General features: G+C 72.5%; 12 protein-coding genes. 3 read left to right on the forward strand and 9 right to left on the reverse strand.

Translation table 11 applies throughout. From position 1 onward, the window contains the following. The first annotated feature begins 138 nt into the window (after nucleotides 1-138). Both ABWV20_RS04715 and ABWV20_RS04720 read left to right on the forward strand, forming a co-directional pair. A complete protein-coding gene (locus tag ABWV20_RS04715) occupies nucleotides 139-702 on the forward strand; it encodes an RNA polymerase sigma factor (protein WP_353353670.1) in 564 nt (187 codons plus the stop codon). After that, nucleotides 699-1,322, forward strand: a complete 624-nt coding sequence (locus ABWV20_RS04720) for a hypothetical protein (RefSeq protein WP_353353671.1) — start codon at nucleotides 699-701, stop codon at nucleotides 1,320-1,322. Before ABWV20_RS04715 ends, ABWV20_RS04720 begins: the two co-directional genes overlap by 4 nt. An 86-nt stretch (nucleotides 1,323-1,408) precedes the next feature. On the opposite strand, the gene lhgD is transcribed toward ABWV20_RS04720, so the two are convergent. From lhgD to ABWV20_RS04765, 9 genes are all read right to left on the reverse strand, one after another. Next, nucleotides 1,409-2,611 carry an L-2-hydroxyglutarate dehydrogenase gene (lhgD, locus tag ABWV20_RS04725; RefSeq protein ID WP_353353672.1) on the reverse strand — a complete coding sequence of 401 codons (1,203 nt, stop codon included), beginning with the start codon at nucleotides 2,609-2,611 and terminating at the stop codon, nucleotides 1,409-1,411. A 45-nt stretch (nucleotides 2,612-2,656) separates the two neighbouring features. Next, nucleotides 2,657-3,202: a DUF305 domain-containing protein gene (locus ABWV20_RS04730; protein ID WP_353353673.1), complete on the reverse strand. Its 546-nt coding sequence runs from the start codon at nucleotides 3,200-3,202 to the stop codon at nucleotides 2,657-2,659. 360 nt (nucleotides 3,203-3,562) lie between these two features. Next, on the reverse strand, nucleotides 3,563-4,006 hold the full coding sequence (locus tag ABWV20_RS04735; RefSeq protein ID WP_353353674.1) for a MaoC/PaaZ C-terminal domain-containing protein: 444 nt from the start codon (nucleotides 4,004-4,006) through the stop codon (nucleotides 3,563-3,565). 3 nt (nucleotides 4,007-4,009) lie between these two features. Then, entirely contained in the window at nucleotides 4,010-4,957 is a 948-nt protein-coding gene (locus ABWV20_RS04740; RefSeq protein ID WP_353353675.1) for a DMT family transporter, read from the reverse strand. Nucleotides 4,958-5,000: 43 nt separating this feature from the next. Then, a complete protein-coding gene (locus ABWV20_RS04745; RefSeq protein WP_353353676.1) occupies nucleotides 5,001-6,206 on the reverse strand; it encodes an acyl-CoA dehydrogenase family protein in 1,206 nt (401 codons plus the stop codon). A gap of 7 nt (nucleotides 6,207-6,213) precedes the next feature. Next, nucleotides 6,214-7,293 (reverse strand): phosphotransferase family protein, encoded by a 1,080-nt coding sequence (locus ABWV20_RS04750; RefSeq protein WP_353353677.1) that lies wholly within the window; start codon nucleotides 7,291-7,293, stop codon nucleotides 6,214-6,216. Next, nucleotides 7,290-7,742, reverse strand: coding sequence for a MaoC family dehydratase (locus ABWV20_RS04755; RefSeq protein WP_353353678.1), 453 nt, complete (start codon nucleotides 7,740-7,742; stop codon nucleotides 7,290-7,292). Before ABWV20_RS04755 ends, ABWV20_RS04750 begins: the two co-directional genes overlap by 4 nt. Before the next feature lies 1 nt (nucleotide 7,743). Then, complete coding sequence (gene fabG, locus ABWV20_RS04760; RefSeq protein ID WP_353353679.1) at nucleotides 7,744-8,526, reverse strand: 3-oxoacyl-ACP reductase FabG; 783 nt, start codon at nucleotides 8,524-8,526, stop codon at nucleotides 7,744-7,746. Then, complete coding sequence (locus tag ABWV20_RS04765; RefSeq protein ID WP_353353680.1) at nucleotides 8,523-9,344, reverse strand: SDR family NAD(P)-dependent oxidoreductase; 822 nt, start codon at nucleotides 9,342-9,344, stop codon at nucleotides 8,523-8,525. Before ABWV20_RS04765 ends, fabG begins: the two co-directional genes overlap by 4 nt. Nucleotides 9,345-9,480: 136 nt before the next feature. Here ABWV20_RS04765 and ABWV20_RS04770 point away from each other — a divergent pair, with 136 nt between their 5' ends. Further along, nucleotides 9,481-11,043, forward strand: coding sequence for an ATP-dependent DNA ligase (locus ABWV20_RS04770; RefSeq protein WP_353353681.1), 1,563 nt, complete (start codon nucleotides 9,481-9,483; stop codon nucleotides 11,041-11,043). Nucleotides 11,044-11,076 lie beyond the last annotated feature (33 nt).

The raw sequence follows: 11,076 nt of genomic DNA on the forward strand, positions 1-11,076 counted from the left end.
CACAGACTCTCACGCTCCCGTCCCCGGGGCGCGCGTGTGTCAGCCGTGCGTGTCCGCGTCGAGGCCGCAGCTCCTGCCGCCGTCGGCGTCCGGTGGAAAGAATCCCGTCCGAGCCGGACAGATGGGAGTGTGGAAACCATGTCCGAGACCGACGCGGCGGCGCGCTTCACCGCGCTGGCGCGGCAGGTGGGCGTCCCCGTCCGCCGCTATGTCGCCCGCCGCGCCGACCCCGCTTCGGTCGACGACATCGTGTCGGACGTCTTCCTCGTGCTGTGGCGTCGTCTGGACGACGTGCCCACCGACGACCCGCTGCCCTGGACCTACGCCGTGGCGCGGGGCTGCGTTGCCAACGCGCATCGCTCGGCCCAGCGGCAGCGGCGCCTCGTCGATCGGCTCACCCGGGGCCGCCCCGACCACGCACCCGGCGCGGACGAGGTCGCGGTCCCCCGCCTGCCCGGCGACGGCAGCGAGGACGCGCAGGTCCACGCCGCGCTGGCCCGCCTGCGTGAGACCGACCGGGAGGTCGTGCTCCTCTGGGCCTGGGAGGGCTTGGCGCCCAAGGAGATCGCTGCGGTGATGGGCCTCAGCCCCAATGCGGTCAGCATCCGGCTGCACAGGGCGAAGAAGCAGCTGGCGCGCGAGCTGGGAAAGAGCGCGGGCCCCGCCGGACAGATACCTGACGAAGAGAGGAGGCCACGGTGAGCGACGACGAGCTCCGGGCCCGGCTCCGCGCCGCGGACCCGGCCGCCGGCACCGACGCGCCCGATCTGTGGGTTGACGAGATGGCGGAGGCCACCATGACAGACGGACAGCTGACCGAGCGCCGCCCCGCACCCGAGGCGCTCGACCGACCAGCCCGGCGCGCCCGGTGGCTCCTCGCGGCAGCGGCCGCTGCACTCGTCGCCGTCGCCGCGGTCGGCCTCTCCCTCGACCGCGCCGGTGACGGTTCTGCTCCTCCCGCTGCCCAGCCCTCGCAGGTGATGACGCTCAGCCTGCCGGCGAACGACCCGATGGCGATGTGCCTCGCCTTCTCGGTCGACGTCCTGCGTCCGATGGAGGTCGCCTTCTCGGGCACGGCGACCGCTGTCGGAGCGAGGTCGGTCACCCTGCGTCCGGACCACTGGTACAAGGGCGGCGACGGCTCCGACCTCGTCCGGCTCGCCACGCTCGGCGACACCGTCGCGCTCGAGGGCGGCATCGCGTTCGAGGAGGGCAAGCGCTACCTCATCACGGCGACGGGCGGCACGGTGAACGCCTGCGGCTTCTCGGCGGAGTGGTCACCGGAGATGGCTGCCGCCTACACCGAGGCGTTCGAGCGGTAGCCACCCAACACCCCGGCCGGATGCCGCTGGGCCCGGTCAGGCGGTCGCCGCTCCCGCGGTGCGCGGCCGGCTGACCTCCCCTGTCCTCAGGGGCGCCGGGCCATCCCGGTCACGACGTGCTCCGCGATCGCGAGGCTCGACGTCGCGGCCGGCGAGGGAGCGTTGCGGACGCTCGTCATCCCGGCGGAGTGGGTGATCCGGAAGTCGTCGACGAGGGTGCCGTCACGCTCGACCGCCTGGGCGCGCACCCCCATGTCGTTGCGGACGACGTCGGCCGGTCCGATCTCCGGGACATAGCGCGACGCCAGGCGCATGGAGGCGCGGGTGGAGAGCGACCCCACCACCTCCCTGACCCCCGTGCGCCAGTGGGCTCGTGCCAGGTGCCAGAACCCGGGCCACGTCACGATGTCGCGCAGGTCGGCGAGGCTCACGTCGCTCCGGCGGTAGCCCTCCCGGCTGAGGCTGAGCACGGCGTTCGGTCCGACGTCGAGCGCCCCGGTGACGCGCCGGGTGAAGTGCACTCCGAGGAACGGGTAGCGCGGGTCGGGCACGGGATAGACCATCCCCCGCACGAGGTCGCGCTTGGCCGCGGTCACGCTGAGGTACTCGCCGCGGAACGGGACGATGCGCGGGCCACTCGAGCCGTCGACGAGCGAGGACAGACGGTCGGCGTGGAGGCCGGCGCAGATGACGAGGTGGTCGACGCGATGCCTCACCGGGCCGGAGACGACGTCGATGTCGCCGGCGCGGCGCTCGACCCCCGTGACCGTCGTGCCGAGGCGGATCTCGCCGCCGCTGTCGCGGATGTCCTGGGCCATGGCCTCGGCGACGGCGACGAAGTCCGTGATGGCGGTCTTCGGCGAGTGCAGGGCCGCGAGACCGACGGCATGCGGCTCGATGTCCCGGATGGCCCCGGCCGAGAGGCGCGCCAGGCCGGGCACCTGGTTGTGCCGGGCGGTCCGCTCGAGGGCGTCGAGCCGACCGAGCTCGGACGGGTCGACGGCGACGACGAGCTTGCCGCACTCGTCGTAGACGATCCCCCGCTCGCTGCAGTAGTCGCGGAGCAGGTCGCGGCCGCGGGTGCACAGCTGCGCCTTGAGGCTGCCGGGCTGGTAGTAGATCCCGGCATGCACGACCCCGGAGTTGTGGCCCGTCTGGTGGCTCGCCAGCCGGGTCTCCTTCTCGAGCACGACGACGCGAACGCCGGGTCGCTGCCGCGTCAGCTCGCGGCCGATCGCCAGGCCGACGATGCCGCCACCGACGATCCCGATCGTGCGCTCAGCCGCCATGGTCCGATCCTCGCCCGTGGACCGGCGCGAACGCGACCCCTCCGGTCAGTCCAGCAGCCCGCGCATCGTCGAGATCTCGGCCTCCTGGCCCTTGACGACAGCCTCGGCGAGCGCCTTGACCTCGGGGTTCCTGGTCGTCTCGAGCACGTCCTTGGCCATCTCGACGGCACCCTCGTGGTGCTCGATCATCATGGTCAGCCATTTCGTGTCGAACTCCGGACCTTCCGCAGTGCGCAGCGCACCCATGTCGTCGTCGCTCATCATCCCGGTGCCGTGGCCGTCACCGTGGCCCATGTCGTCGGACGGCGTCGCCTTGGCGTCCCACTCGGTGAGCCAGCCGGACATCGTCGTGATCTCGGGGCCCTGGGCTGCCTTGATGTCGGTGGCCAGCTCCGTGACCTCCGCGGAGACGCCGTCCTTGTCGAGGGCGAGGTCGGCCATCTCGACGGCCTGCTCGTGGTGGGGGATCATCATCTGCGCGAACATGATGTCGCCGGAGCGCCCCTCGGGCTCGGCGGAGCTGCAGCCGGCGAGGGCGAGGGCGAGGCTGACGGCCGCCACGGGGCGAAGGACACGACGCAGGAGGGACATGGATCTCCTCGGACAGACGGCTGGAACGACCCACCCTGTAGGGCGCCGGGCAGCGAAACCATCAGGATTCGATGAAGTTTTCCTGAAGCCGGGCCTCGGCCCCTGATCGACCGCCCGTCCACAGGTCTCACCTGGCCCGGGCCGTGACCGTCCCCGGGTGCGCACGGGGCCTCGGGTGACCGGCATCCGCTCAGCGCAGCAATGGTCGTCCGGAGCTCTGCCTGCTGGCGACTCACAGGCGGCCGTATGCCGCTCGGCTGGCTCGCGCACACCAGCGGCCTCCTGGCGGGGCCGGCCCCCGTCGAGTGTGCCGGTCCTGCGCCTGGTCCGGCGGCAGGAGCTGCCCACTCGACGGGGGGGTCAGTCGCTGGGGCGGGTGCGCACCATCAGGCCGATGTCGCCGGACTGGACGACGACGCCGTCCTGGTTGGTCAGGGTGAAGCGCCGCGAGAGGATTCCGGCGTCCCCGGCCGTCGTCCGCCGAGCGCCCGTGATCTCGACGGTGACGTGGACCGTGTCGCCGATCCGGATCGGCGCGTGGAAGGTCCAGCCGTCGATGCCGAGAAGGGCGATCGAGCTGTCCTCGAAGATCCCGAGGCGCGAGGCGAGGCCCATCGCGACCGACAGTCCGAGCATCCCGTGCGCGATCCGCTCGCCGAAGCGGCTGTCCCTCATCGACTCGGCGTCCGTGTGGGGTGGGTTGGTGTCCCAGCTCCACCCGGCGAAGAGGACGACATCGGTCTCGGTGATGGTGCGGCCCTGGCTGGTGAACGTCTGCCCGACGCTGAAGTCCTCGAAGAACATCCGTCAGCCCCTCGTGCCGATCGCCTCGTCGGCGCGGTCGGGGACCGCCACGGCCGGCCGCTCGCTCCGCCGCTCGTGCAGGGCGAGGCCGACGACCGCGGCGAGCACGATCGCGAAACCCACCCACTGGCTCGAGGAGAGCGTCCTGTCGAGCACGGTGACGCCGACGACCGCCGCCGTGATCGGGAAGGCGAGCTCAGCCAGCGTCGCCCGGGAGGCCGGGGTGTTGCGCAGTCCGCGGTAGTAGAGGAGCAGGGCGATCAGCCCGGGGACGAGCGCGAGGACGAGGATGCTGCCCACCGACCCGGTGTCGATGCGGATGGAGGTCCCGGTCACGAGCGAGATCACGGCCAGGGCGACGAGACCCACCCCGAAGCGGAGGGTCGTGAGCTGACGGAAGCTCAGCTCCGCGCTGGCGGCCCGTCCGAGGACGGTTCCGGCCGCCCACAGGGCCGCTGCCCCGAGAGCGAGCCCAGCGGCATACAGGCTGGTGACGGTGACGGCGAAGGGCTCGGGGAAGCTGAGCAGCCACGCGCCCGCGACTGCCGGGACGGCGAAGAACGCGAACGACCCGCGCAGTCGTTCGCCGAGCAGGACCGCTGCGAGGAGGAGGGCGATGAGTGGCTGGAGCTTCTGCAGGACCTGCGGGGTGATCGGGTCGCCGAGCCGGAACGCCGAGGTGAACAGGGTCGTCGCCAGGGCCGACGACCCGGCGCCGATGACGAGCACGCTGACCTGGGTGCGCCGGCTGGCCCGAGCCACCGCACGGACCGCGTCGACGAGCCAGGGCGACAGGAGCACGACGAGGAAGACGTGCTCCCAGAAGACGATCGCCACCGACGGGTACTGCTTGGCCAGGGGGTCGCGCCAGATCGCCGAGAGGCCCCACAGGCTCGCGGCCAGGGCGACGAGCCAGGTGCGGTCGGCATGACGGGTGGAGGAGGCGGGCATGGCGCCAGCCTAGGACGGTCCAGCGCTCAGAGTCCCTGCGGTCTCAGCCGACGTGCGGGGGGCGTCGCTTGAGCTCCTGGCGGGCGATGGTGCGCCGGTGCACGGCGTCGGGCCCGTCGACGATCCTCAGCACGCGGGCCCACGCATAGAAGTAGGCGAGCGGGGTGTCGCCCGAGACACCGGCACCTCCGAACACCTCGATGGCCCGGTCGATCACCTTCGTGGCCATGGCCGGCGCCGCGACCTTGATGGCCGCGATCTCGGTGCGCGCGCCCTTGGCACCGAACTTGTCGATGAGCCAGGCGGTCTTGTAGACGTAGAGCCGGGCCTGGTCGATCTCCATCCGCGAGTCGGCGATGAGCTCCTGGACGACGCCCATGCTCGAGAGGTGCTCGCCGAACGCGACCCGCGACTTCGCCCGGTCGACCATCAGCGCGAGGGCCCGCTCGGCCATGCCGATGGCCCGCATCGCGTGGTGGATCCGGCCGGGGCCGAGGCGGGCCTGGGCGATCATGAACCCGTCGCCCTCGCCCGCGATGAGGTTGGACACCGGCACCCGCACGTCGCGGAAGACGATCTCGGCGTGCCCGTGCTGGTCGTGGTAGCCGAAGATCGACAGGTCGCGCTCGATCGTCAGCCCCGGCGTGTCGCGGGGGACGAGGACCATCGACTGCTGGCGGTGGGTGTCGGCGGCCGGGTCGGTCTTGCCCATGACGATGAAGACCTGGCAGCGCTCGTCCATCGCGCCGCTGCTCCACCACTTGCGGCCGTTGATGACGTAATCGTCGCCCTCGCGCCGGATCAGGGTGGTGATGTTGGTGGCGTCTGAGGACGCGACGTCGGGCTCGGTCATCGAGAACGCCGAGCGGATCTCCCCGGCGAGCAGCGGCTCGAGCCACCGCTGCTTCTGCTCGTCGGTGCCGAACATGTGCAGCACCTCCATGTTGCCCGTGTCCGGCGCCTGGCAGTTGATCGCCTCCGGCGCGATGACGGGCGACCACCCGGAGATCTCCGCGATCGCGGCGTACTCGACGTTGGTCAGGCCCGACTCGGCGGGCAGGAAGAGGTTCCACAGGCCGCGACGGCGGGCCGAGGCCTTGAGCTTCTCGACGACGGGCGGCAGGTCGTACTGCCCGTGCTCGGCGAGGTGCCGGTAGTACTCCCCCTCGGCGGGGAGCACCTCCTCGCGCATGAAGTCCCACATCGACTGGGACAGCTGCTCGGCCTTCGGTGACAACGCGAAGTCCATGGGTTCCTCACTGCTCCTTGACTGATGCGAGGCCGGCGGCCACGAGCGGCTCGACGGCCGTGCCGATCGAGGCGAAACCCTCCCCGACCGTCTGGCCCTGCGTGTAGCGGTAGTGGATCCCCTCGAGGATCACGGCGAGCTTGAAGTACGCGAGCCCCAGGTGGAACGAGAGGTGGCTGAGGTCGCGACCCGACCCAGCGGCATACCGCTCGAGGATCTCGTCGGGCGCGAGCCACCCCGGTGCCAGGGCGACGTCGGAGACGCCGGCGCCGCCGCCCATCCCGGAGAGGGCCTGGTAGACCTGCAGCAGGCCCACGTCGGTCAGCGGGTCGCCGAGCGTCGCCATCTCCCAGTCGAGGACGGCAACCACTCGGTCCTTGTCGTCGACGAGGAGGTTGTCGAGCCGGAAGTCGCCGTGGACGATCGCGGGCGGGGACTCGGGGGGCACGTTGGCCGCGAGCCACCCGTGCAGCTCGTCGATCCCCGCCACCGCACGGCTGCGGGACCCGTCGAGCTGCTGCTTCCACCGGCGGACCTGCCGCTCGAGGAAGCCCTGCGGCCGTCCGAAGTCGGCGAGGCCGACGGCGTCCGGGTCGACGTCGTGGAGGGCGACGAGGGTGTCGACCATCCGCTCGCTGATGGCGCGCGTCCGCTCGGGGCCGAGCGGCTCCAGCTCGGCTGCGAGCCGGTAGGGCGTCCCCGGGGCGAGCTCCATGACGTAGAACGGCGCCCCGACGACGCTCTCGTCGGCGCAGACCGCGTAGGTCTCCGGGACCGGGACCCGGGTCTCGCGCAGCGCCGTGATGACGCGGTGCTCCCGGACCATGTCGTGCGCCGTGGCGAGCACGTGCCCGAGTGGTGGGCGACGCACGATGACGGTCCGCCGGCCGTCGCCGACGGCATACGTGAGGTTCGACTTGCCCCCGGCGATGAGCCGGGCGGTGAGCGGCGGGGTGAGCAGGCCGGGAGCCTCCCGCTCGAGGAAGTCCGCGAGCGCGCCGAGCGGGAGCCCGGGCGGATCAGGCGTGTCGTATGCCGCTGGGCTCGCTCCCGCCGTCACGTCGCCCTGCTCGGGTGGCTGGGTCATGGCACGTAGACCCAGACGACGTCGGCGACGCACGCCGGCTTGCTGCCGCCCTCGATCTCGACCGTCATGCGCACGACCGCCTGCGCGCCTGCCGCGGAGTCGGACAGCTCGACCAGCTGCGCCGACGCGCGGACCCGGCTGCCCACCGGGACGGGTGTCGGGAAGCGGACCTTGTTGGCTCCGTAGTTCAGGCCCATCGAGACGCCCTCGACCGTGAAGACCTCCGCGGCGAGGACCGGAAGGAGTGAGAGCGTGAGGTAGCCGTGCGCGATCGTCCCGCCGAAGGGGCCGTCGGCCGCCTTGGCCGGGTCCACGTGGATCCACTGGTGGTCGCCGGTCGCCTCGGCGAAGGTGTCGACCTGCTCCTGGGTGATCTCGTGCCACTCGCTGTGGCCGAGCTGCTCGCCCACGGCGGAGCGGAGGTCCGCGATCCCGGTGAAGACCCTCACGTCAGTCCTTCGGCCCGCCGGCGACGTAGATGACCTGGCCGGACACGAAGCCGGCGTCCTCGCTGACGAGGAAGGCGGCCGTCGCAGCGATGTCCTCGGGCTGGCCGACCCGCCCGACGGGGATCTCCTTGGCGGCTCCCTCGAGGAACTGCTCGAAGGTGATGCCCATCCGCTCCGCGGTGGCCCGCGTCATGTCCGTCTGGATGAAGCCGGGGGCGATGGCGTTGGCGGTCACCCCGAACCGGCCCAGCTCGATGGCGAGCGTCTTGGTGAAGCCCTGCAGGCCCGCCTTGGCCGCGGAGTAGTTGGCCTGCCCGCGGTTGCCGAGAGCGGAGGTCGAGGACAGGTTGACGATGCGTCCCCAGGTCGCGTCGACCATGTGCTTCTGGCACGCCCGCGCCATGAGGAAGGAGCCGCGCAGGTGCACGCCCATCACGGCATCCCAGTCGGCCACCGACATCTTGAAGAGCATGTTGTCGCGGATGATGCCCGCGTTGTTGACGAGCACGGTCGGGGCTCCGAGGTCTGCCGCGACACGGTCCACCGCCGCCTGCACGCCGGCCTCGTCGGAGACGTCCACGCCGACCGCGAGCCCACGACCCCCGGCGGCTTCGATCTCGGAGACGACCGCCGCACAAGCACTCTCGTCGAGGTCGAGGACGGCGACCGCGAAGCCGTCGCTCGCCAGGCGCCTGGCCACGGCGGCTCCGATGCCACGGGCGGCACCGGTGACGATCGCGGTGCGCTGCGGCGCGCTCTGGGTCTGGTCGGGCTGGTCGGTCATGGTTGTTCCCTCTCGAGTCGTTGCTGGATCCTGCTCATCCCGCCGAGCCACGCGTCGGGGTCGGCGGCGCGGCCGGCGTAGTACTGGCGCACGCTCGGGTGCGGGAGGATGTGGACGGAGTCGCCCTGGAGCGCCTGCCAGACCGACTCGGCGACCTCCTCCGGTGACAGTGTGCCGTCCCGGGTGAGGAGGTCCTTGAGCGGCCCGGCCGCACCGAGGATGCGGGTGTCGACCCCGAGCGGGCAGACGGCCTGGACGACGATCCCTCGATGCCGGTAGGTCGCCGCGAGCCACTCCGCGAGGGCGACCGAGCCGTGCTTGCTCACGGAGTACGGCAGGTCCCCGAGCATGGTCAGCAGTCCGGCCGCGGACGCCGTGAGCACGAGCCGACCCGCGCCCGACTCCAGCCACAGCGGCACGAGGCGGCGGGCGGCCCGCACCTGGGAGAGCAGGTTGACCTCGAGGAGCCGGGCCCAGTCGTCGTCGTCCGCGTCGAGACCCGCGCCGGACGTGATGCCGGCGTTGGCGACGAAGAGGTCGATGCCTCCCAGGTCGCGGAACTCGTCCAGCGCGCGGTCGACGAGGCGGTCCACCCCCACCGTCGATGCGGCGTCCCCGGCCACCGGGCGGGCACCGATCTCGGCGGCGGTCTGCTCCAGCGCGTCGGCGTCGACGTCGTTGACCACGACCCGGACCCCCTCGACCGCGAGGCGGGCGGCGATGGCCCGGCCGATGCCTCGGGCCGCGCCGGTCACGACGGCGGTCCGCGGCGGGCGCACCTCGTGAACCCCGCGGCTCGGGGTCTCGCGGTCTGGCATGGCACTCCTGCGGGACGGGACTGGGCTGCACGACTAAGCGCTTGCTTACCTTGGCCCCGGGCCCGGGGCGCCGTCAAGGGCCCGCTACCGGCCGCGGGTGGTGGCCCATGTCACACCGAACCGGCAGGATCGAGCCATGCCACTGCCGCTCTCCGACGTCGTCGACACCTCCCGCGCCGTCGCGACCACCTCGTCCCGGACGGCCAAGGTCGAGGCGCTCGCCGCCTGCCTCGGCCGGGCTGCCGCCGAGGGGCCCGAGACCGTGGAGGTCGTCGCCGCCCACCTTGCCGGTGTCCTCCCCCAGCGTCGCCTCGGAGTGAGCTGGCGTGGCCTGCGGTCGCTGCCCGAGCCGGCGGCCACCTCGAGTCTCAGCGTCCTCGACGTCGACGCTGCGGCGACTGAGCTGGCTGCGGTCGGTGGGCCCGGCTCGGCGGCTCGGCGCTCGACGCTCGTCCGGTCCCTCTTCGAGCGGGCCACCGCCGACGAGCAGCAGTGGCTGCGCGGGCTGATCACCGGCGAGACCCGCCAGGGGGCAGCCGACGGCGTCATGCTGCAGGCCATCGCCAAGGCGGCCGACGTCCCCGACGCCGCGGTGCGCCGCGCGGTCATGCTGGCCGGGCACGCGGGGCCGGTGGCCCGGGCGGCGCTGGACGGCGGCGCGGCGGCGCTCGACGCGCTGACCCTCGAGGTGGGGCGCCCGCTCCGACCGATGCTCGCCGGGTCCGCGCCCGACGTCAGCTCTGCGCTCGCGGGCCTCGGCGCCGAGGCGCTCGTCGAGACGAAGCTCGACGGCATCCGGCTCCAGGCCCACGTCGACCGGCGGGCCGGCGAGGCGGACGTGCGCCTCTTCACCCGCACCCTCGAGGACGTCACGGACCGGATGCCCGAGATCGTCGAGTCGCTCGCGGGCCTCGACGTCACGACCGCCGTGCTCGACGGTGAGGTCATCGCGCTACGCGCGGACGGGCGCCCGGAGCCCTTCCAGGTCACCGGCGCCCGCACGGCGAGCAGTGCCGACCCGGATCGGCTGCGCACCGAGGTGCCGCTCACCCCGTTCTTCTTCGACCTGCTGCACGTCGACGGGGAGGACCTGCTCGACCTGCCGGCCGCCGAGCGCTGGGGGCGCCTCGCACGGACCGTCCCGGGTGCCTGGCTCCCGCCCCGGGTCCTGACCGGCGAGGCCGACGAGGCCCAGGCCTTCTTCGACGACATCGTCCGGTCCGGGCACGAGGGGGTCGTCGTCAAGGACCCCTCCGTGCCCTACGCCGCCGGCCGCCGCGGGCCCGGTTGGGTCAAGGTCAAGCCGCGGCACACCCTCGACCTCGTCGTCCTCGCCGTCGAGTGGGGCAGCGGCCGGCGCCGCGGCTGGCTCTCCAACATCCACCTCGCCGCCCGCGACGAGGAGACCGGCCACCTCGTGATGCTCGGCAAGACCTTCAAGGGCATGACCGACGAGATGCTGCGGTGGCAGACCGAGCGCTTCCGCGACCTCGCCGTCGACGACCCGGACTCGGGCGAGTGGGTCGTCCGGCTCCGACCGGAGCAGGTCGTCGAGGTGGCATTTGACGGTGTGCAGCGGTCGAGCCGCTACCCGGGAGGCATGGCGCTGCGGTTCGCCCGGGTGCTGCGCTACCGGGACGACAAGCCCGTCACCGAGATCGACACCGTGCAGACGGTTCGTCGTCTCGCCGGGTGGTGACGACCTCCCCGGCCGCCACCCACCCCGGAGTCG

The sequence above is a fragment of the Intrasporangium sp. DVR genome (assembly GCF_040365325.1).
Taxonomy (GTDB): Bacteria; Actinomycetota; Actinomycetes; order Actinomycetales; family Dermatophilaceae; genus Intrasporangium.

Excerpts from the sequence above, each read along its gene's own strand:
- ABWV20_RS04715 (WP_353353670.1), top strand. The coding sequence starts at position 139 with ATGTCCGAGACCGACGCGGCGGCGCGCTTCACCGCGCTGGCGCGGCAG.
- lhgD (WP_353353672.1), bottom strand. The coding sequence starts at position 2,611 with ATGGCGGCTGAGCGCACGATCGGGATCGTCGGTGGCGGCATCGTCGGC.
- ABWV20_RS04730 (WP_353353673.1), bottom strand. The coding sequence starts at position 3,202 with ATGTCCCTCCTGCGTCGTGTCCTTCGCCCCGTGGCGGCCGTCAGCCTC.
- ABWV20_RS04735 (WP_353353674.1), bottom strand. The coding sequence starts at position 4,006 with ATGTTCTTCGAGGACTTCAGCGTCGGGCAGACGTTCACCAGCCAGGGC.
- ABWV20_RS04740 (WP_353353675.1), bottom strand. The coding sequence starts at position 4,957 with ATGCCCGCCTCCTCCACCCGTCATGCCGACCGCACCTGGCTCGTCGCC.
- ABWV20_RS04745 (WP_353353676.1), bottom strand. The coding sequence starts at position 6,206 with ATGGACTTCGCGTTGTCACCGAAGGCCGAGCAGCTGTCCCAGTCGATG.
- ABWV20_RS04750 (WP_353353677.1), bottom strand. The coding sequence starts at position 7,293 with ATGACCCAGCCACCCGAGCAGGGCGACGTGACGGCGGGAGCGAGCCCA.
- fabG (WP_353353679.1), bottom strand. The coding sequence starts at position 8,526 with ATGACCGACCAGCCCGACCAGACCCAGAGCGCGCCGCAGCGCACCGCG.
- ABWV20_RS04765 (WP_353353680.1), bottom strand. The coding sequence starts at position 9,344 with ATGCCAGACCGCGAGACCCCGAGCCGCGGGGTTCACGAGGTGCGCCCG.
- ABWV20_RS04770 (WP_353353681.1), top strand. The coding sequence starts at position 9,481 with ATGCCACTGCCGCTCTCCGACGTCGTCGACACCTCCCGCGCCGTCGCG.